General features: G+C 32.4%; 22 protein-coding genes. 14 read left to right on the top strand and 8 right to left on the bottom strand.

Going from position 1 to position 19,590, the window contains the following annotated elements; translation table 11 throughout:
* Position 1: 1 nt before the first annotated feature.
* The 3 genes from HNQ90_RS12025 to HNQ90_RS12015 form a co-directional block, all read right to left on the bottom strand.
* Positions 2–388: a DoxX family protein gene (locus HNQ90_RS12025; protein WP_144116286.1), complete on the bottom strand. Its 387-nt coding sequence runs from the start codon at positions 386–388 to the stop codon at positions 2–4.
* Between the two features lie 67 nt (positions 389–455).
* Complete coding sequence (locus HNQ90_RS12020; RefSeq protein WP_144116285.1) at positions 456–1,373, bottom strand: bifunctional metallophosphatase/5'-nucleotidase; 918 nt, start codon at positions 1,371–1,373, stop codon at positions 456–458.
* A 3-nt stretch (positions 1,374–1,376) separates the two neighbouring features.
* Positions 1,377–2,111 (bottom strand): 5'-nucleotidase C-terminal domain-containing protein, encoded by a 735-nt coding sequence (locus HNQ90_RS12015; RefSeq protein ID WP_144116284.1) that lies wholly within the window; start codon positions 2,109–2,111, stop codon positions 1,377–1,379.
* Positions 2,112–2,193: 82 nt separating this feature from the next.
* On the opposite strand from HNQ90_RS12015, the gene HNQ90_RS12010 reads away from it, so the two are divergent.
* The 13 genes from HNQ90_RS12010 to HNQ90_RS11950 all read left to right on the top strand — a co-directional run bounded on the left by HNQ90_RS12010 (position 2,194) and on the right by HNQ90_RS11950 (position 15,369).
* Positions 2,194–2,715 carry a DUF6913 domain-containing protein gene (locus HNQ90_RS12010; RefSeq protein WP_144116283.1) on the top strand — a complete coding sequence of 174 codons (522 nt, stop codon included), beginning with the start codon at positions 2,194–2,196 and terminating at the stop codon, positions 2,713–2,715.
* Between the two features lie 3 nt (positions 2,716–2,718).
* Positions 2,719–3,597 carry a 4-hydroxy-tetrahydrodipicolinate synthase gene (dapA, locus tag HNQ90_RS12005; RefSeq protein ID WP_144116282.1) on the top strand — a complete coding sequence of 293 codons (879 nt, stop codon included), beginning with the start codon at positions 2,719–2,721 and terminating at the stop codon, positions 3,595–3,597.
* 118 nt (positions 3,598–3,715) lie between these two features.
* Positions 3,716–4,555 (top strand): outer membrane protein assembly factor BamD, encoded by an 840-nt coding sequence (locus tag HNQ90_RS12000; protein WP_144116281.1) that lies wholly within the window; start codon positions 3,716–3,718, stop codon positions 4,553–4,555.
* An 11-nt stretch (positions 4,556–4,566) separates the two neighbouring features.
* Positions 4,567–4,896 carry a DNA-directed RNA polymerase subunit omega gene (locus HNQ90_RS11995; protein ID WP_172625860.1) on the top strand — a complete coding sequence of 110 codons (330 nt, stop codon included), beginning with the start codon at positions 4,567–4,569 and terminating at the stop codon, positions 4,894–4,896.
* 87 nt (positions 4,897–4,983) lie between these two features.
* Positions 4,984–6,195 (top strand): bifunctional phosphopantothenoylcysteine decarboxylase/phosphopantothenate--cysteine ligase CoaBC, encoded by a 1,212-nt coding sequence (gene coaBC / locus HNQ90_RS11990; protein WP_144116279.1) that lies wholly within the window; start codon positions 4,984–4,986, stop codon positions 6,193–6,195.
* The gene (gene porD, locus HNQ90_RS11985; RefSeq protein WP_144116278.1) at positions 6,188–7,075 is read left to right on the top strand and encodes a type IX secretion system protein PorD; all 888 of its coding nucleotides are present in this window, start codon (positions 6,188–6,190) and stop codon (positions 7,073–7,075) included. The genes coaBC and porD overlap by 8 nt, the downstream gene beginning before the upstream one ends.
* 64 nt (positions 7,076–7,139) lie before the next feature.
* Entirely contained in the window at positions 7,140–8,792 is a 1,653-nt protein-coding gene (gene recN / locus HNQ90_RS11980; protein WP_144116277.1) for a DNA repair protein RecN, read from the top strand.
* Between the two features lie 56 nt (positions 8,793–8,848).
* Complete coding sequence (locus tag HNQ90_RS11975; RefSeq protein WP_144116276.1) at positions 8,849–9,673, top strand: enoyl-ACP reductase FabI; 825 nt, start codon at positions 8,849–8,851, stop codon at positions 9,671–9,673.
* A gap of 796 nt (positions 9,674–10,469) precedes the next feature.
* Positions 10,470–11,477: a glycosyltransferase family 2 protein gene (locus HNQ90_RS11970; protein WP_144116275.1), complete on the top strand. Its 1,008-nt coding sequence runs from the start codon at positions 10,470–10,472 to the stop codon at positions 11,475–11,477.
* On the top strand, positions 11,477–12,433 hold the full coding sequence (locus HNQ90_RS11965; protein WP_144116274.1) for a CdaR family protein: 957 nt from the start codon (positions 11,477–11,479) through the stop codon (positions 12,431–12,433). Before HNQ90_RS11970 ends, HNQ90_RS11965 begins: the two co-directional genes overlap by 1 nt.
* Entirely contained in the window at positions 12,430–13,014 is a 585-nt protein-coding gene (coaE, locus tag HNQ90_RS11960; RefSeq protein WP_144116273.1) for a dephospho-CoA kinase, read from the top strand. Before HNQ90_RS11965 ends, coaE begins: the two co-directional genes overlap by 4 nt.
* Before the next feature lie 115 nt (positions 13,015–13,129).
* Positions 13,130–14,662, top strand: coding sequence for a sensor histidine kinase (locus tag HNQ90_RS11955; RefSeq protein WP_144116272.1), 1,533 nt, complete (start codon positions 13,130–13,132; stop codon positions 14,660–14,662).
* Positions 14,663–14,664: 2 nt separating this feature from the next.
* Positions 14,665–15,369, top strand: a complete 705-nt coding sequence (locus tag HNQ90_RS11950; protein WP_144116271.1) for a response regulator transcription factor — start codon at positions 14,665–14,667, stop codon at positions 15,367–15,369.
* An 84-nt stretch (positions 15,370–15,453) separates the two neighbouring features.
* Here HNQ90_RS11950 and HNQ90_RS11945 read toward each other — a convergent pair whose 3' ends face one another.
* The 3 genes from HNQ90_RS11945 to HNQ90_RS11935 form a co-directional block, all read right to left on the bottom strand.
* A complete protein-coding gene (locus tag HNQ90_RS11945; protein WP_144116270.1) occupies positions 15,454–16,209 on the bottom strand; it encodes a DUF5995 family protein in 756 nt (251 codons plus the stop codon).
* A 277-nt stretch (positions 16,210–16,486) separates the two neighbouring features.
* Positions 16,487–16,789 carry a type II toxin-antitoxin system RelE/ParE family toxin gene (locus HNQ90_RS11940; RefSeq protein WP_144116269.1) on the bottom strand — a complete coding sequence of 101 codons (303 nt, stop codon included), beginning with the start codon at positions 16,787–16,789 and terminating at the stop codon, positions 16,487–16,489.
* Positions 16,786–17,028 carry a type II toxin-antitoxin system ParD family antitoxin gene (locus HNQ90_RS11935; protein WP_028284019.1) on the bottom strand — a complete coding sequence of 81 codons (243 nt, stop codon included), beginning with the start codon at positions 17,026–17,028 and terminating at the stop codon, positions 16,786–16,788. The genes HNQ90_RS11940 and HNQ90_RS11935 overlap by 4 nt, the downstream gene beginning before the upstream one ends.
* A gap of 260 nt (positions 17,029–17,288) precedes the next feature.
* On the opposite strand from HNQ90_RS11935, the gene HNQ90_RS11930 reads away from it, so the two are divergent.
* Positions 17,289–18,281 (top strand): IS110 family RNA-guided transposase, encoded by a 993-nt coding sequence (locus HNQ90_RS11930; protein ID WP_144116268.1) that lies wholly within the window; start codon positions 17,289–17,291, stop codon positions 18,279–18,281.
* Positions 18,282–18,481: 200 nt separating this feature from the next.
* Here HNQ90_RS11930 and HNQ90_RS11925 read toward each other — a convergent pair whose 3' ends face one another.
* A complete protein-coding gene (locus HNQ90_RS11925) occupies positions 18,482–19,189 on the bottom strand; it encodes an FkbM family methyltransferase (protein WP_144116267.1) in 708 nt (235 codons plus the stop codon).
* Between the two features lie 61 nt (positions 19,190–19,250).
* Positions 19,251–19,590, bottom strand: a 340-nt coding sequence (locus HNQ90_RS11920; protein WP_183822351.1) for an integrase core domain-containing protein, incomplete at its 5' end; no start/stop codon positions are given.

Raw genomic sequence — 19,590 nt, 5'->3', positions numbered from 1 at the left:
TTTAGTTTCTATTCTTTTCAAAGTATGGAATATCCCTCCTGTATAAAAAAAGTATAATAGACGCTAGTATAAAAGTAAGAACTGCGGTTCCAAATAGTAGTCCGCCATCATGTTTTACGGTAATACCAAGTACGGTTAAATGCATGATAATTGCGCCTCCAATAATGCCTATGGCTAAACTAGCTCCAATCCAAACGGTTTTTGGTATAAGAATTAATATGCCAGAAATTAATTCTAAAACACCTATTCCTATTCTTCCAATGGGTTCTATACCTACTTTTTTAAAAATATAAATACTGTCTGGGTGTGCCAAAAACTTAAAGCGTAGGGTTTGAATTAAAATGGCGGAAACTAGTATTCTTAAAATGAATGGTATGTGTTTTTTCATGTTGTTTTGGATAGTAAATAGGTCTATTAAGGATTAGACGTATTTAACCAAAAATCATGACAGCATGTTAAACAATAATCGATGTTCCGTTAGCCGTTTTGTTTTTATCGGTATCAAAATAAAAGTCTATTCTACCTAAGTTAATGCCATAACAACCAACCTGATTTACTAGTGTATTTTTGTTTTCAATATTTTTAACAATAGTTGGTTTTGGTAAGAATGTATGGGTGTGTCCACCAATAATTAAATCGATGTCCTTTGTGGCTTTGGCAAGCGCTAAATCGGATATTTTGTTTGGGTTGTTTTTATAATAATAACCTAAGTGCGATAGGCATATAATTAGGTCGCAAGTTTCGTCTACCTTTAAAATACGAGTCATTTCTTGGCAACTTTCAATAGGATCCAAATATTTGGTTTCTTTAAACATATTTGGTGCTACCAGTCCTTCTAATTTTATACCTAAACCAAAAACGCCTATTTTAATACCGTCTTTAAAAAAAGTTTTATAAGGCTTAGTATGTGTATCCATTATCGTGTTAGAAAAGTCGTAATTAGCCGTTATAAATTGAAATTTAGCATGAGGTAATTGCGCATATAAACCATCAATACCGTTGTCAAAATCATGATTTCCTAAGGTAGCAGCATCATATTTTAACTTGCTCATGAGTTTAAATTCCAATTCGCCACCATAATAATTAAAGTAAGGGGTGCCTTGAAAAATATCACCAGCATCTAATAATAGCGTATTTGGGTTTTCGTGTCGGATAGACTCTACCAAAGTGGCTCGTCTAGCAACACCGCCTTTATTGGCGTATTTAGCATCATTAGGATTAAAAGAGTCAATATGGCTATGTACATCGTTAGTATGTAAAATTGTAATTTTAGTAGACGCGCTTGTTCTCGAAAAAGATTGAAGTCCAAGACCTCCTAATGCCATTAGTGCTGTTCCTGCAGAGGTTTTCCGGATAAAATTTCTACGTTTCATGTCTTATTTTATTTGTGTAAAACGATTATCGATTACAGGATTAATAGTATCAAGTTTATTAAAATTATCAATTATGGCGTTTCTAATTTTATAATCTAATCTATATAAAGTGTCATTAGGTTTAAAAAAGTTCATATTGTCTCCACCGTTATATAAATAATCACTTGTGGCTACGTAATAAGTTTTATTGTTGGTAATCTCCTTTCCTTTTATTTTCGCTTCAATAACATTATAATTTTTATCTAAAGTTAGTTTTAGCTTTGAAATTGGGTGTGCTTTTTTCTGTGTAGATAGATAATCAATTAAGCTATCAATTTGGGGTTTTTTAAGGGCTACTACAACAATACTGTTTTCAAAGGGCATAAGTTGAAAAGCGGTCCTTTTAGATACATTACCTTTATTTAGCAGACCTCTTATTCCTCCATGGTTTAGTAAAACCATGTCAATATCTTTTTGAGTTCTAGATTTAAAAATCGGGTTGGCTTCGCTATAAATAACATCGGCCATAAAGTTTCCTAGAGCAGTGTTAAATTCGCCATCGTTTTTTGAGTAAGTACCAGCGGAATAAGCCAAAACACTGTCTAAATCCTTTTGAATATTAACTCTGTAGGGCTTTATAAATGATTCTATTTCCGAATCTGTAGTTATAGAATCGGAAATTGCTATTTGTGTCCCTTCAATTTTAGAAAGTCGTAATTTTCCCTGTTCGCAATTAAGAAAAACTAAAAAATATAACAAAAAAAAGAAATGTGTAAACCTCATTAGAAAACCTATAATTTGAATGTACTTTTGCTACCTTTGCGCAAAGTTATAAAGATAAATGATTTTAAAGGGTTTTAAAGAAAATTCTATTAAAAAGTACTTGAACAAATTGTTAGCTAACCGTGAGGTTATTGTTAATAATAGCGAGGTTGTAAGCCTAGGTGTTATTATAAATGTTGATGAATTTGATGATTTTGAGGTCTTTAGAGAACTTGCTGATTACATTAAAATTAGACCAAATAGAATGAAGGTTATTGCCTTTTCTTCTGTTAAAAAACAAAGTTTACTGTCTTGGGATGATTGTTATAATCCTAAGGATTTTGGATGGAAAGGAGCAATTAAAAATACAGAATTACAAACTTTTTTAAACAAGGAGTTTGATGTATTGATTAGTTATTATGAAAAAGAAATTTTAGAATTAAAATTAATTACGGCCGAGTCTAAAGCAAAATTTAAAATAGGAATTTTACAAACCGACGAGCGTTTAAATGATTTAATTATAAAAACCAATTTAAAACAATTCGATCTGTTTAAAGAAGAAGTGTTTAAATATTTAACCATTTTAAAAAAAATTAAATAAGTAATGAATAATAAGTTTGTAGGAACGGGAGTTGCGTTAGTTACACCATTTAATTCAGATTTAAGTATAGATCATGAGGCCTTAGCCAATATTGTTAATTATAATATTGATAATGGTACAGATTATTTGGTCATTTGTGGCACAACAGCAGAGAGTGTTACACTAACAAAACAAGAGAAAAAGGATGTCATTGCAACTATTTCTAAAGCCAATAACGGGCGTTTACCGTTAGTGTTAGGTATTGGTGGTAATAATACAATGGGCGTTATAGAGGAAATTAACTCTACAGATTTAAGTGGAATTGATGCTATATTATCTGTTTCGCCATATTACAGTAAGCCAACACAAGAAGGGATTTATCAGCATTTTAAGGCCATTGCTACGGCGTGTCCAATAGATATCATTTTATATAATGTTCCTGGTCGAACTTCAAAAAACATGGAAGTTGATACAACTTTACGTTTAGCCAACGATTTTAAAAATATTGTTGGGGTTAAAGAAGCTGGGAATAACATGGCACAATATTACGAGCTTATTAAAAATAAGCCTGAAGGCTTTTTAGTGATTTCTGGTGACGACGACTTAGTTTTAAGCGTTACTTTAGCTGGTGGAGCAGGTGTTATATCGGTTATAGGTCAAGCTTATCCAAAAGAGTTTTCAGAAATGATTCGTTTAGGATTAAAAGGCGATGCCAAAGCAGGTTTTGCCTTGCATTATAGACTAATGGATGTAATTGGTTATATTTTTGAAGAAAATAATCCTGCTGGAATTAAGGCGGTTTTTGAAGCCTTAAATTTGTGTAAAGACACGGTAAGGTTGCCAATAGTTCCTGCATCTAATGCTCTAAAAGCAAAAATTCAAGATTTTGTAAAATCATTTTAGTGTGTTAAATATTACTTAAACCTTATAATTACTGTGTTTTAGCTGTTATTTTAGCGCTTAAATATTATTTTTAAAATCCATATAAATAGCGTATTTTTGCGTGCTGTATTAAAAATCTATGAACAAATTTTTTTACATATTAGTGTTTCTTACTGTTTTAAGCAGTTGTAGTGAGTATCAAAAGGTGTTAAAAGCCGATGGAGAAGGAGCTATAGCTACAAAATTTAAAATGGGAGAGGAGTTTTATAACGAAGGTAAATTTGCAAAAGCCAATAAGCTTTTTGCTCAAATTGTACCAAGTTACAGAGGTAAACCACAAGCAGAGAAGCTCATGTATTTGTATTCTAACTCATTTTATCAAATGGGAGATTACTACGTAGCAGGTTATCAGTTTGAGCGTTTTGCTTCAAGTTATCCTAAAAGCGAAAAAGTAGCAGAGGCAGCCTTTTTAAGTGCTAAAAGTGCTTATATGTTATCTCCAGTTTTTAGTAAGGATCAAACAGAAACTAAAGAGGCTATTGAAAAGCTTCAAGAGTTTATCAACGTATATCCAGAATCTAATCATGTATCAGAAGCAAGCACTTTGGTGCAAGAACTGGATTTTAAATTAGAAAAGAAAGCGTTCGAAATAGCAAAGCAATTCAATCAAATTTCAGATTATCCAGCATCAGTAAGATCGTTTGATAATTTTATTTTTGATTTTCCTGGTTCTAAATTACGTGAAGAGGCTTTATATTATAGACTAGATTCGGCTTATAAATTAGCGGTAAATAGTGTAGAAGTTAAAAGAACGCTTCAATCGGGTTTAGTTTACTTGAAAAAGAAACGTTTAGAAGATGCCAAGGAATATTCGGAAGCCTTTATAAAATCATTTTCAGATTCTAAGTATACAGAAGATGTTAATAGTATGATTACAGAAATAAACGAAGAGTTAAAAAATTACAGCGCAAAAAGTTAAATTATAAAATAATGGATTTAAAAAAAACCAATGCTCCAGTTAATACGGTAACGTATGACAGAAATCAAATTGATGAGCCAACAGAGAATATCTACGAATCAATTTCTATCATAGCAAGACGTGCCGAACAAATTAACACTGAGATTAAAAAAGAACTTATTGATAAGTTAGAAGAGTTTGCTACTTACAATGATAGTCTTGAAGAGATCTTTGAAAATAAAGAGCAAATAGAGGTTTCTAAATTTTACGAAAAATTACCTAAACCTCATGCGTTAGCTGTTCAAGAATGGTTAACTGATAAAATTTATTTTAGAAATACTGACCAAGATAGTCAAGAATAATTTCTAAATTTAAACACCATTAAATAAACTCCAAAACCGTTTTACCAAATGGTCTTGGAGTTTGTTTGCTTATTAAAGAAAGTTGCTATGAGTATATTAAGCGGAAAAAACATATTATTAGGTATAACTGGTGGTATTGCTGCTTATAAAACAGCTTCGCTTGTTCGTTTGTTTATAAAATCTGGTGCCAACGTAAAAGTTGTAATGACGCCATCTGCAAAAGATTTTATTACGCCGTTAACTTTATCTACGCTTTCTAAAAACCCCGTGCATTCCACCTTTACTAATGAAGACGATGATAATGCCATTTGGAATAATCATGTAGATTTAGGGTTATGGGCAGATCTATTTATAATAGCTCCTGCCACAGCAAATACCTTAGCTAAAATGGTAAATGGAAACAGCGATAACTTATTGTTGGCAACCTATTTATCGGCTAAATGTCCTGTTTATTTTGCTCCAGCAATGGATTTGGACATGTATAAGCACCCATCAACTCTAGAGTCTTTTAAAAAGCTAAAAAGTTTTAATAATATCATGATTCCTGCAGGAAGAGGAGAATTAGCTAGTGGTTTAGTTGGCGAAGGCCGTATGGCAGAACCCGAAGATATTGTTACGTTTATAGAGCAAGATGTTTTAGGTAAATTACCGCTTCGTGGTAAAAAGGTTTTAATTACTGCTGGTCCAACCTACGAGGCCATCGATCCTGTACGTTTTATAGGTAATCATTCTAGTGGTAAAATGGGATTCGAAATTGCTAAAGCTGCAGCTAACTTAGGCGCAGAAGTTATATTGGTTTCTGGTCCAACAAATCAAAAAACATCACATTCTAGTATTCAAGTTTGTCCTGTGGTTAGCGCAGAAGATATGTATAATGAAGTACACAAGCATTTTGATACCTCTCATATTGCTATACTTTCAGCAGCAGTAGCAGATTTTACTCCTAAAGAAGTTGCTAGTCAGAAAATAAAAAAGAAGTCCGATACGTTAACTTTACAGCTAGAAAAGACTAAAGATATTTTGGCATCCTTAGGCGCAATTAAAAAAGAACAATTTTTAGTTGGTTTTGCTTTAGAGACAAACAATGAGCTTGAAAATGCAAAAGGAAAATTAAAAAGAAAGAATTTAAATTTAATTGTATTAAATTCGTTAAATGACAAAGGTGCTGGTTTTAAAACAGATACCAATAAAGTAACTTTTATTGATGATAAGGATAATATCTTAGAGTTTCAGTTAAAGTCTAAAACAGAAGTTGCTTCAGATTTATTAAATAAAATTATATCAGAAATTGATGCGTAATATTCTACTTGTATTAATAATTTGCTTCGGAATTAAAGGGTTTGCTCAAGAGTTAAACTGTAGTGTTGTTGTAAATGCAGAACAAACAGGTAACGAAAACTTTCCCATTTTTAAAACTCTAGAAAAACAACTTACCGAGTTTGTTAATAATACCAAATGGACTAAAAAAACTTTTAAAGATCAAGAGCGTATAAACTGTAACTTGTTTTTAAACATTACAAATTATAGTGGCGAGTCTTTTCAAGGTACATTGCAGGTGCAGTCTTCACGACCAGTTTATGGCTCATCTTATAGTACACCTGTTTATAATTTTAACGATAAAGATTTTAATTTCAGATACCTTGAATTTCAAAATTTAATCTATAACCCAACACAGTTTGAGTCTAATTTAATTTCTGTTTTAGCGTTTCATATTAATATGGTTTTAGGCTTAGATGCCGATTCGTTTTCAGATAAGGGTGGCGATGAATACTTTAAGCAAGCACAAGTAATTACCAACTATTCACAACAAGGTAATTTTAAAGGTTGGAAGTTAGAAGATGGTTTACAAAGTCGATTTGCATTAATAGATAATATCTTATCTCCAACATTTAAAGAGTTTAGACAGGTAATGTATAATTACCACCGAAACGGATTAGATGTTATGAGTACTAATGTAAAAGAAGGGAAAAGTGAAATTGCTTCGGCCTTACAGTCTTTTAAGGAAATGAATAGTCGTAGACCTAATTCTTTTTTACTACGTACATTTTTTGATGCTAAAGCCGAGGAAATCCAACAAATATTTTCAGATGGACCACAAGTTGATATTGTTGCTTTAAATGAAACACTACAAAAAGTAGCGCCAATGCACAGCAGTAAATGGCAAAATATTAAGTTGTAATAATAAGATTCAAGATACACTACTTGGTTATTTAAACCAAAATACTTCATACCTATAGCGAAATATGTTAACTCAACTTTCAATAAAAAATTACGCTTTAATTGATAAACTTCATGTCGATTTTAACGATGGGTTTTCAATAATTACAGGAGAAACTGGTGCAGGTAAATCTATTTTACTTGGCGGATTATCTTTAATTTTAGGTAAGCGAGCAGATTTAAGTAGCTTAAAAGATGCATCACAAAAATGTGTAATCGAAGCTGTTTTTAATATTTCTAATTATAAGCTAAAAGCACTTTTTAAGGCAGAAGATTTTGATTATGAAGAGCAAACCATAATCCGAAGAGAAATTTTGCCATCTGGTAAATCAAGAGCTTTTGTAAACGATTCGCCTGTAAATTTGTCTAGTCTGCAAGCTTTGGGAGCACGATTAATTGATGTGCATTCGCAACACCAAACACTGCAATTAACAAGTAACGATTTTCAGTTTCAAGTTATCGATGCCTTGGCTAATAACTACAGCGCTTTATTAAATTATAAAACCGAACTTAAGGTTTATAAAACACTTCAAAAAGAATTAGAAGAACTTAAAGTGTTTCAAGCTGAAGCCATTAAGGAACACGACTATAATATGTTTTTGTTAAACGAATTAGTGGAAGCTAATTTAGTTGAAGATGAAGAGCAAAGTCTTGAAGAAGAGTACGAAACCTTAAACAACATAGAAGGTATAAAAGAAAAACTTGCCGAGGCAGACCATCTTTTAAGTGAAGACGAAGTAGGTGTTATAACAGCGCTTACAACCTTAAAAAATGTGTTTCAAAAATTGGCTACATATTCCTCTAAATACGAGGAGTTGTACAATCGTGCAACCAGTAGCTTAATAGAAATGGACGATTTGTATAGCGAGGTTAACGACCATCAAGAAAATATTGATGCAGATCCAAATAGGCTAGAGGTAGTCGATGCTAAGCTTAAAATGCTTCATAGTTTAAAGCAAAAGCATGTAGCATCAAACGTTTCAGAATTAATAGAAATTAAAAATCAGCTAGAAGAAAAAGTTTCGGTAACCGAAAATTTAGATGCTAATATTTTAAAGAAATCCGAAGAAATCACAGCGCAAGAAAGTCAATTAAATACCATTGCTAAAGGAATTCACGACAAGCGTTTAAAGGTTATTCCAGAGTTAAAAAAGCAGTTAGAAACTATTTTGGCAGATTTAGGAATGCCAAATGCACAGTTTAAAATAGAGGCACAGTTTGGTAAAACTTTTTTTGCAAACGGAAAAGACGAGTTATCATTCCTGTTTTCAGCAAATAAAGGCGGTAGTTTTAACGAGCTTAAAAAAGCAGCCTCTGGTGGTGAGCTTTCTAGAATCATGCTAGCCATAAAATCAGTTTTAGCAAAATACATTCAGTTGCCAACCATTATGTTCGATGAAATCGATACGGGTGTATCCGGCGAAATATCAAACAAAATGGGCGATATTATGTTGCAAATGAGTAAAAGAATGCAGGTCTTTTCTATTACACATTTACCACAAGTGGCCGCCAAAGGACACTCTCACTTTAAAGTGTATAAAGAAGATGTGGACGATGTAACGCAAACCAATTTAGTAAAGCTAAATCACGATGAGCGTATTGTAGAAATAGCGCAAATGTTGGGTGGTACAGAAATGTCATCATCTGCAATAGCTCATGCCAAAGAATTACTCAATTAATTAGTATATTTGACACCTAAAAACAAATTATAAAATCAACTTACAAACCAATACATATGTATAACTTATTAAAAGGTAAACGAGGAATTATTTTTGGAGCTTTAGATGAAAACTCAATCGCTTGGAAAACTGCCGAACGTGTTCATGAAGAAGGAGGCACATTTGTTTTAACAAACGCTCCGGTTGCCATGAGAATGGGACAAATAAATGAGTTAGCCGAAAAAACAGGTTCTCAAATTATTCCTGCCGATGCAACTTCAGAAGAAGATTTAAAAAACCTAGTAGACCAATCTATGGAAATTCTTGGTGGAAAAATCGATTTCGTTTTACATTCAATCGGTATGTCAATAAACGTGCGTAAAGGAAAACATTATACAGACCAAAACTATGCATGGACACAAAAAGGAACAGATGTTTCTGCAATGTCTTTTCATAAAGTTATGCAAACGCTTTACAAAGCAGATGCTATGAACGAGTGGGGAAGTATCGTGGCCTTAACCTATATGGCAGCGCAACGTGTTTTTCCAGATTATAACGATATGGCCGATAATAAAGCATATCTAGAAAGCGTAGCACGTAGTTTCGGTTACTTCTTTGGTAGAGATAAAAAAGTACGTGTAAACACCATTTCGCAATCGCCAACACCAACAACAGCAGGTAGTGGAGTAAAAGGATTCGATGGGTTTATTGCCTACGCCGATAAAATGTCGCCACTTGGTAATGCAACCGCTCTAGATTGTGCAAACTACACCGTATCAATGTTTAGCGATTTAACAAAACGTGTAACATTACAAAACTTATTTCACGATGGAGGCTTTAGCAACATGGGAGTAAGCGACGCTGTAATGAGTGCTTTTGTAGATGCCGAAGACAAAAAATAGAAAACAATAATTTATAAAAAAAAAGCGCATCCTAATTACGGTGCTCTTTTTTTTTTGCTTAAAAAATAAGGGCGCTACCTCAAGGGTCGGGCTTTCCGCTATATCTTTTTTTGCCATTTATAGCAGCAAAAAAAGGATGTCGCTACAATCCCTAGCGCGGGAGTATTTGCTAACAAAGAGCAAACCGTTTTAGTTGTTGTTTACTTTTGCTAACGTAAGCATTTTGCATGTGCCGTCAAACAAACTAAACTTATATTCTAAACCGTTCTATTAACTGTTTGTGTTCGATTTACTTGACTAAAACCGTCAATAGCAAGACACTCGCAATAGCATAGTTGCAGTCTTCTCTTAATTCTAATTACAAAGCGGACTTTATTCCCTTAGCTAGCGCAAGCATCTTGCTTGTGCCGTCAAACAAACTAAACTTATATTCTAAACCATTCTATTAATTGTTTGTGTTAGATTTACTTGACTAAAACCGTCGCGAGCAAGACACTAGCAATAGCATAGTTGCAGTCTATTCTTAAATCTAATTACAAAGCGGACTTTATTCCCTTTGCTAGCGCAAGCATCTTGCTTGTGCCGTCAAACAGGCTAAACTTATATTCTAAACAGTCCTATTAATTGTTTGTGTTCGATTTACTTGACTAAAACCGCAACGAGTAAGACACTCGCAATGGCATAGTTGCGGTCTACTCTTAATTCTAATTACAAAGCGGACTTCATTACTAAATTACCCTTATAATTTATATCAAAATTTAAAACACAGGTAAACAGGATTAATTACATTTGTACTATGCAATTACAATATTCATTTATAATACCGGTATACAACCGTCCAGACGAAATTCAGGAGCTTTTACAGAGCTTTGAAGCTTTAAAGGGCGCTATCGATTTCGAGATTGTAATTGTAGAAGATGGCTCTACCCAAACATCAAAAGCGGTAGTTGATACCTTTAAAGGTAAACTAAATATTTCATATTATTTTAAGGCAAACTCCGGACCTGGAGATTCTCGTAATTTTGGCATGCAACAGGCCAAAGGCAACTATTTTATCATTTTAGATTCCGATTGCATTTTACCCGAAAACTATCTAGTAGAGGCCGATAAAAGTTTAAAAGCCAATTATGTAGATTGTTTTGGTGGTCCCGATGCGGCACACGAGTCGTTTTCAAACCTGCAAAAAGCCATTAATTTTTCCATGACATCCTTTATCACTACCGGTGGTATTAGAGGAAATAAAAATAGCGTCGATACCTTTCAACCCAGAAGTTTCAATATGGGGCTGTCTAAAAAAGCATTTCAAGACTCCAAAGGTTTTGGTAGAATTCACCCAGGCGAAGACCCAGATTTATCCATAAGACTCTGGAATTTGGGTTATAAAACCAAGTTAATACCAGAAGCTTTTGTGTACCATAAGCGTCGTATATCGTGGAGCAACTTTTATAAACAAGTTAATAAATTTGGTTTGGTGCGTCCTATTTTAAACAAATGGCATCCTTCAACTAAAAAAATAACCTATTGGTTTCCTACGCTGTTTAGTTTAGGTTTAATAGTATCCGTTTTGTTGTTTTTAACAGGGTTTAAGTGGTTTTTGTTAGGGTATGCGTGTTACTTTGCTTTAGCATTTGTTTTGGCTGTATTCAATACTAAAAACATCGTAGTTTCAGTATTAGCAATTCCTGCAATCTTAATTCAGTTTTTTGGTTATGGTTATGGATTTTTTAAATCTACATTAGCTGTTTCAGTATTAAACAAAACACCAGAAACACATTTTCCTAAATTATTTTTCAAATTAAAATAATGAAGAAAATAAAAGCTAACATCATAGAAGCCTTTAAAAATAAAAGAATTAATGTGTTCTTTATTTTTCTGTTTGTATCGTTTGTAATTTTAATGTTTACCAAACTATCAAAACAATACACCAATACCATTCCTTTTAGTGTAGAAAAACTAAACATTCCGCAAGAAAATGTTATTTTAAACGATTCTACTCAAATTAATATCACATTAAAAACCCATGGTTTTAGGTGGTTATCTTATTATTGGACTCAACCAAAAATTACTATAGATTTTAGTGAGGATGTCTTTAAAAAAGAATCTGTTTTTGTTTGGAACAAATCCAAAGCCTATTTAAACAACACCCAATTTGATAAAGATGTAGAGATACTAAATATATCGCCAGATCCCATAACGTTTAGGTATGGCGTTAATATGGTGAAAAAAGTACCCGTTAAATTTCAAACCGATATTAATTTTGCTCCAGGTTTTAATATAACTGGAGAAATTACGGCTAATCCAGATTCGGTAACCGTGGTTGGTCCCGATATTTTGGTGTCCAAAATTAATAGTGTAGAAACCGAAAGCCTTGTTTTTAATGATGTGAGAACCAATATTTCAAAAACAGCTTTACTTAAGCTACCCGAAAATGTCTCCGATTTAAAATTTTCGGCAAGCCAAGTAGAATTAAAGGCTAAAATAGAAAAATTTACAGAAGGCACACTTAAAATTCCGTTTACGGTTATAAATGCGCCCATAAATACAAAGATTAAATATTTTCCTAAATTTGTAAGTGTTTCATATTATGTAAGTTTAGCTAATTTTAAAGCCATAAAAGCAAAAGACTTTAAGGTGGTTTGCGATTTTAATAAAACCAACCAAGAGCAATCTTTTTTAATTCCGGAGTTGATACAAACACCCGAATTGGTTCAGCATGCTAAAATTAGCCAACAACGCATAGAATTTATAATTACAAAATGATTGTAGTAGGACTTACAGGCGGTATAGGAAGTGGTAAAACCACCGTAGCAAAAGAGTTTGCTAAGTTAGGAGTACCTATTTACATTGCAGATAATGAGGCTAAGGCTTTAATGCGAAGATCGAAAGTAATTAAAAGAAAACTTATCGCTTTATTTGGCGAAGAGGTTTATGTAGATGGCCAATTAAACAAACCATTTATAGCCAATATCATTTTTAATGATAAATCGTATTTGCAAAAAATGAATGCTATTGTGCACCCTAGAGTGGGAAAGCATTTTCAAAAATGGGCATTAAAACAAGAGGCTCCTTACGTAATAAAAGAGGTGGCTATTTTGTTTGAAAACGGAGGCGATAAAGCTTGCGATTATGTAATTACAGTTACTGCGCCTATAAAAATAAGGGTAGAGCGTTTGCTAAAACGCGATGATACTTCCAAAGAGAAAATTGAAGCTATCATGAAAAATCAATGGACAGATGAAGAAAAAATTAAACATTCTCATTTCGTAATTGAAAACACCAATCTTGAAGAAACCTTAAATCAAGTGCTTCAAATCCATAAGAAACTTCTTATTAAACAATAAATACGTTAAAATTTAACATTTTTGTTAATGTAAGGTTAAAACATAAGATTGCTAAATGTTAAAATGTTAATTTTGATTGATGGGCAAAAAATTATTCATTTTGTTAATAATACTTATGAGTTTATCTCTAATAGGTATTATAGCAATTCAAGCTTATTATATTAACGATTCGGTTAACAACGAAAAAGAGCGTTTTAAGTTTAACGTTATTAAGGCACTTAATTACGTTTCTAATACAATCGAGGAAAACGAATCGGAACAATATTTTTCTAAGTTTTTAGGCTTAGATAGTGAGAAAAAAGCAGATGAAGATGCCGTTTCGCAGTTGTTAATTTATCAAAAAAACAACAGCACAAAAGAAATGTTTGTTTACAGAGGTGATGTTTTAGAAGAAAACTATAAACTTACTTCTTCGCTCTTTGACATTGGTTTAGATAGTATTGATATTAAAAATATCACAACAAAATCTACTACCGAAATTTATAGTGGTAATGGCGATTCTGATAAGGATATAAAAAGCCCAATATCAAAAATTATAAGAAGTGGTAGTATTGATGAAGCGCAGCGTTTAAGTTTTGAACGTGGGTTTAAGGAAATGCGAAAAACATATCCAATACATAAGCGTGTTTCAGAAAATGAAATTAAAAAACTGCTTACCGAAAAACTTAAAAAGGATGATATCGATATTGACTTTGAATTTGCTATTTATAGTAACAATTTAGCAACTAAGGTTAAAAGTGATAATTTTGAGTACGATCCTAATTCTAGTTTTAAAGTGCCCATTTTTTATGATGAAAATAATCAAACACCATATAGATTACATGTAAATTTTCCAGACGACAGAAAGTTTATTTTATCGGGTGTTATTGGTATGATTTTGTTATCCATAACATTTACATCTATTATCATTTTGGCGTATTCAAGTGCTTTATTTCAGTTGGTTAAACAACGTAAAATCTCAGAAATAAAAACAGATTTTATCAATAACATGACGCATGAGTTTAAAACGCCTATCGCTACTATTAATTTAGCAATAGATTCTATTAAGAATCCAAAAATTATAGACGATAAGGAAAAGGTTTTAAGGTATCTTGGAATGATAAAGGAAGAGAACAAGCGTATGCACGCGCAGGTAGAAAATGTGTTGCGTATATCTAAACTAGAAAAAAATGAGCTGAATATAAGTAAGGATAGAGTAGACTTGCACGACTTAGTAGAAGATGCTTTAACGCATGTAGAGTTAATAGTGGAAGATAGACAAGGGTATATTAAAACCTTTTTAGATGCCGAAACATCATCGGTATTAGCAAACGAAACTCACTTTACAAATGTTATAGTTAATATTTTGGATAATGCCATTAAGTATTCTCCAGAAGCTCCTAAAATTGAGGTTTATACCGAAAATGCAGGAACAAATATTTTATTAAAAATTAAAGATTATGGTAGTGGTATGAGTAAAGCAGCTGCCAAACGTGTGTTCGAAAAATTTTATAGAGAACACACAGGAAATATTCATAACGTAAAAGGCCACGGTTTAGGTTTGGCTTATGTTAAAAGAATTGTGGAAGACCATCAAGGTCATGTATCAGTAGAATCAGAAAAAGATAAGGGAAGCACATTTATTATAAAGCTACCGCTAATATCATAACTATGGAAGAATTTAAAAAAAGAATATTATTAGTTGAAGATGATCCAAATTTTGGGACCGTACTTAAAGATTATTTAATGATGAATGAGTATGAAGTTACCCATGCCAAAAACGGTATGGAAGGTTTTGAGAAATTTAAAAAAGACGATTTCGATTTATGTATCCTTGACGTTATGATGCCTTATAAAGATGGCTTTACGTTAGCTAAAGAGATAAGAGAAAAAAACACCGATGTGCCCATAATATTCTTAACCGCCAAAACGATGAAAGAAGACGTTTTAAAAGGGTATAAAGTAGGAGCAGACGATTATTTAAACAAACCGTTTGATAGTGAGGTGCTTTTAATGAAGATTAAAGCTATTATTCAACGTAAGGCTACCGAAACGATTTCAGATAGCAAACAGTTTGAGTTTAAAATAGGTCGTTTCGATCTAAACTCAAAATTACGTTTCTTAAAATTTGATGGTGCAGATCCAGTAAAATTATCGCCAAAAGAAAACGAGTTATTACGTTTATTAGCATTGCATGAAAATGATTTAATGCCACGTGAATTGGCTTTAACAAAAATATGGCGCGACGATAATTATTTTACATCACGTAGTATGGATGTGTATATTGCTAAGCTTCGTAAATACTTAAAATTAGACGAAAAAGTAGAAATACTTAACATACACGGCGAAGGCTTTCGTTTGGTTGTAAACAGTTAAGACAATACACTTTATGATATTAAAAATCCAACTTTACAGTTGGATTTTTTTATGAAATACTATTTAGGTTTATTAATATAAATTTTAATCTGCTTTTAGTTTAGAAATTATTCGTCCTACATCTTTAGTTTCAAACTTAGCAATTAGTTTTAATAAAAATTGAACCAACCTTGTTTTTGGGGTTTTAATTATTTCGCTCAATTTAACAACGAGTGTATCTATATTCTTTTTGGTGTTTGCATTATGTTCATTTCCCAACGACCATAATAAATTTGCCGAATTCCAAGATTGTTCTCGAGCTTTACGCATACTAAAATCAATTAGTTTTTCATCTTCATTTTGCCCAACCCAATCTAACAATATCATTAATGGCGAAACGCGGCTTAGACGATCTTGCAACTCATTAACTATTTGGAACAGGATATCGTTTACGTTATTAAAATCCTTTTGAATATCATTAAGCTCTAAACCAGTCATAGTTTTAGCAGTCGCTAAAGCAAGATCTAAGTTTATATGCGCATTCATACCCAACATGATATGCTGGACAATGGTTAATGGTTCTTGGGCATTTATAAAAGCAAACTTCCAAGCATCGCTTATGGTTTGATTAGTTTTATAAGCGTTGTAAGCATCTAAATATAAATTAGCAAACTCAACGTCTAGGATTTCTAAACGCGCATTGTCTTCAAAGCGACCTAAGGCAATCTCAGAGGCTATTTCGGTAGTTGTTCTTCTATAAATATATGCAAATAAGCCAAGTCTGCTGTTGGTTTTTACACACTCGTTAATAATATCATCAAGCTGGGTTAAAACACTTTGTATGGTGGTTGCGCGTGGCATAGTTTTATTGTAACTAGTTTACAACTAGAAATATACAAAATAATTTATAGAAATGTAAAAGCTTTTTGCTTTATAAAATTGGTAGGATAAAGTAGGGATATAGTCTTTGGTTATAAAAGTAGGGATATAGTCTTTGGTTATAAAGGTTTTGTTTATGGTTACTTGCGTGGTTTAGCGTTAAACTTAGCAAGTTCACACTATACTGAAATTCCTCGAGGATTTTCGGAAGTAGGCGACATCAAGCAATTACTTAGAGCCATTGTTGTGTGCAGTTTTTTTATTTCAGTCGTTTTTTAATATCCATTCGCTGGTGTAAAATTCTAACTATTTCCGCAATATCATTTTCCACTTTTCTATAAAAAATCAAATGGGATTTTATTTTAGTCACTCGATAATTCTTTCGAGTTTGTTCCGCTGACTTTCCAATCATAAAATTGTCAGCTATAAATTCAATTTCCGTAATTATCAAGTCGTAATATCTGTCAGCTTGTTCTTTAGACCATTTATTGAGCGTATAAATCCAAATTTTATCTAAATCCTCAATCGCTTGTTGACTTATGCGATATTTGTATTTGCTCATAAGTGTTTACGATGTAATTCTTTCAGATGTTGTTTTGGGTCAAAATTTTCAACAAATCCACTATTTTCACCAACCTCGAGAGCTTTAATCAGTTCCCTTTCCTTTTTTTCTTCACGTTCTAACAATCGTAAAGCAGAACGAATCACTTCACTAACCGAACCATATCTTCCAGAATTTACTTCTTCTCTTATAAAATCCTCAAAATGATTTCCGAGTGATATTGATGTGTTTTTTCCCATTTTGACTATATTTTTACTCAAAAATACCAAATCTTGGTAACGTAGCCAAATAGCACACAACGTGTTTCTTTAGTTTGTAATAAATATCTTTATATAGAAAAAGAGGAGAACTATAACGTGTTTTAGAATAGCGATCCAGTACACGTACGAGTCCTCTCTTTCTATACAGTTGCCAAGAACCATTTGGAATACCAAGAGTATAAACTCCCGATAAAGGAAGTAGTTAAAGCAACATATTTATTCACTCTAATTGTAATAATATGAAAAATTATGATGAAGTAGTCGGAATTGATGTATCAAAAAAGATGATTGATGCTTATTGCTATCATGGGCAAGTACACAAGGAGTTTGTTAATGATTTAATAGGTTATAAAAGTCTATTAAAATGGGTTTCTAAAGAGACACAATCAAGCAAGGTTTTTTATTGTTTTGAGAATACGGATTATTACTCCTTAAAGCTAGCCCTTTATTTACATGGTCAAGGAGTTGTTTATGTAGAAGAAAGTCCATTGAAAATCAAGCGTTCATCTTGTATTGTAAAAGAAAAGACAGATAAATTGGATTCGAGTATAATCGCTCGTTTTGCTTGGCTTTATAGAGAAGAGTTAAGCCCAAGTACAGTAAAAAGTATGTCTCATTTAGAGTTAGGGAGGTTATTAGCTTTACGTGATCAATTAGTAAGAAACAATGCAGGTCTTAAAGGAACATTAAAAGAGCTGAAAGTGCTTTTATCTAGTCCAACAACCGATTTTGGTTGTATAAGCTTAAAACGAAGTATAGACTACTTGTCAAAACAAGTAAAAGGTATAGAGTCTAGAATTAAGGAAATCATTTCAGGGGATGATTCTATGAATAAAAATCACGAATTACTTACAAGCCTCAAAGGAGTTGGTTTGGTTGTCGCATGTCAGCTTATTTATCATACAGGAAACTTTACACGCTTCGACAGTTGGCGTGCGTTTTCAAGTTATTGCGGCACAGCACCTTTCGAGCATCGCTCTGGAACCAGTATTCACCGACGAAAACAATGTCATTATTTAGGAGATAGAAAGATGAAAAGTTTATTAAGTATGGCAAGTGTAAGTGCTATACAACATGATATTGAACTACGATTGTATTATCAGAGAAAATTAGCAGAAGGAAAAGATAAAATGCTTGCTATAAATAATGTTAGAAATACATTAATAGCCAGAGCTTTTGCGGTTGTTAAAAGAGGAACACCTTATGTGGTTCTTCAACAACATGCAGCTTAAAAAAAAAGACTAATTTATTAGGATTTGATCTTGGACGCGGTATCGGCTATGCGTAGTGCGGGATTTCAATGTACTTACCTTTCAATTTAGCATTTGGTTCATTTAATGTAATTACTTTCATATCAGTCCTTCCGCTCGCATTATGTATAGCCATTGTTTTGCATAGTTTCAGTAAGGTTCATGCATTGATAAACTCTTGTTCAATAGCTTTTATGTTTAAATAGAATATTTGTGTAAGCCCCCATATTATTTCTGTGAATCACAGGATATATGGAAACCAACTCGAAATCATTTTCAATCACAAAATCATATAAATCTGTAAATGATGGCATATTTTCATTTCCTAATGAGAAACTCGCTTCAAACAAAATCATTCCAATTTTTACTTGTTTAAAGGAATTAATCGAACCCTTAAAAACTTCAAGCTCAAAACCTTCTGTGTCAATTTTCAAGACATCAATCATTTGGATTTGATTGTCAACGATAAATTGATCAACTGATGTAACATTGACTTTAATTTTATTTTTTAAATCACTAGGGTTTACATTTTGTAACTCGAAGAAAGAGCTCATGTTTGAAAGCGCATATTCATTAAATATTAGCACATTATTAGAAGAGCCAATACCACAATTCCAATATTGTATATTTTTAAAACTTGAAGTGTTCTTTTTTAAAATTTCAAATGTACTTGGGCTAGGTTCAAAAGCATGTATTGTTGCCTCTTTAAAAACTTCTTTGATGTCTTTAACAGTTTGTCCGGTATTCGCTCCGATATCTAAAAAAATAGGGTTATTAGATTTTACAAATTTTGCCATATCGTAAAACGGGTAAATTCCCATTTTATCTTTTTGGAATTTTGTAATATCAAAACCAAACTTTCTAATAAGTTTTCTAATCTCTCTTTTCATAGGTAGTATTTTCTTCGTTTAAATGTCATGTCCTGAAATATGGCTACAGGTTAAAATTGAATTAAGCTGATAATTTATATACCATATTTGGTGTTTTATAATCTAAAGATAAGTGTAATCTTATTTCGTTGTATAAATTAATTGCATTTTTTGCAGCTCTCTTTGCATGAGCCATGTTATGAAAGGTCTGGTCGAGATAAAATTCATCTTTTAAAATTCCATTTACACGTTCAGCCATTGCGTTTTCGTAGCAATGATTTTCTTCTGTCATGCTAATATTTATCTTTTTTCTTTTAAGTATTTGTTTGTATACATTGCTACAATATTGTATGCCTCTGTCTGAATGATGAATAAGATGTTTAATATCTTTAGATTGATTTATGGCTTTATTAAGCGCTCTC

The sequence above is a fragment of the Algibacter amylolyticus genome (genome assembly GCF_014202225.1).
Lineage (GTDB): Bacteria > Bacteroidota > Bacteroidia > Flavobacteriales > Flavobacteriaceae > Algibacter_B > Algibacter_B amylolyticus.
This window is presented reverse-complemented; position numbering and strand designations above follow the sequence as displayed.

What these genes read in the sequence shown, in the direction of transcription:
- HNQ90_RS12025 (WP_144116286.1), bottom strand. Translation starts at nt 388, where the DNA reads ATGAAAAAACACATACCATTCATTTTAAGAATACTAGTTTCCGCCATT.
- HNQ90_RS12020 (WP_144116285.1), bottom strand. Translation starts at nt 1,373, where the DNA reads ATGAAACGTAGAAATTTTATCCGGAAAACCTCTGCAGGAACAGCACTA.
- HNQ90_RS12010 (WP_144116283.1), top strand. Translation starts at nt 2,194, where the DNA reads ATGATTTTAAAGGGTTTTAAAGAAAATTCTATTAAAAAGTACTTGAAC.
- dapA (WP_144116282.1), top strand. Translation starts at nt 2,719, where the DNA reads ATGAATAATAAGTTTGTAGGAACGGGAGTTGCGTTAGTTACACCATTT.
- HNQ90_RS12000 (WP_144116281.1), top strand. Translation starts at nt 3,716, where the DNA reads ATGAACAAATTTTTTTACATATTAGTGTTTCTTACTGTTTTAAGCAGT.
- HNQ90_RS11995 (WP_172625860.1), top strand. Translation starts at nt 4,567, where the DNA reads ATGGATTTAAAAAAAACCAATGCTCCAGTTAATACGGTAACGTATGAC.
- coaBC (WP_144116279.1), top strand. Translation starts at nt 4,984, where the DNA reads ATGAGTATATTAAGCGGAAAAAACATATTATTAGGTATAACTGGTGGT.
- porD (WP_144116278.1), top strand. Translation starts at nt 6,188, where the DNA reads ATGCGTAATATTCTACTTGTATTAATAATTTGCTTCGGAATTAAAGGG.
- recN (WP_144116277.1), top strand. Translation starts at nt 7,140, where the DNA reads ATGTTAACTCAACTTTCAATAAAAAATTACGCTTTAATTGATAAACTT.
- HNQ90_RS11975 (WP_144116276.1), top strand. Translation starts at nt 8,849, where the DNA reads ATGTATAACTTATTAAAAGGTAAACGAGGAATTATTTTTGGAGCTTTA.
- HNQ90_RS11970 (WP_144116275.1), top strand. Translation starts at nt 10,470, where the DNA reads ATGCAATTACAATATTCATTTATAATACCGGTATACAACCGTCCAGAC.
- HNQ90_RS11965 (WP_144116274.1), top strand. Translation starts at nt 11,477, where the DNA reads ATGAAGAAAATAAAAGCTAACATCATAGAAGCCTTTAAAAATAAAAGA.
- coaE (WP_144116273.1), top strand. Translation starts at nt 12,430, where the DNA reads ATGATTGTAGTAGGACTTACAGGCGGTATAGGAAGTGGTAAAACCACC.
- HNQ90_RS11955 (WP_144116272.1), top strand. Translation starts at nt 13,130, where the DNA reads ATGAGTTTATCTCTAATAGGTATTATAGCAATTCAAGCTTATTATATT.
- HNQ90_RS11950 (WP_144116271.1), top strand. Translation starts at nt 14,665, where the DNA reads ATGGAAGAATTTAAAAAAAGAATATTATTAGTTGAAGATGATCCAAAT.
- HNQ90_RS11945 (WP_144116270.1), bottom strand. Translation starts at nt 16,209, where the DNA reads ATGCCACGCGCAACCACCATACAAAGTGTTTTAACCCAGCTTGATGAT.
- HNQ90_RS11940 (WP_144116269.1), bottom strand. Translation starts at nt 16,789, where the DNA reads ATGAGCAAATACAAATATCGCATAAGTCAACAAGCGATTGAGGATTTA.
- HNQ90_RS11935 (WP_028284019.1), bottom strand. Translation starts at nt 17,028, where the DNA reads ATGGGAAAAAACACATCAATATCACTCGGAAATCATTTTGAGGATTTT.
- HNQ90_RS11930 (WP_144116268.1), top strand. Translation starts at nt 17,289, where the DNA reads ATGAAAAATTATGATGAAGTAGTCGGAATTGATGTATCAAAAAAGATG.
- HNQ90_RS11925 (WP_144116267.1), bottom strand. Translation starts at nt 19,189, where the DNA reads ATGAAAAGAGAGATTAGAAAACTTATTAGAAAGTTTGGTTTTGATATT.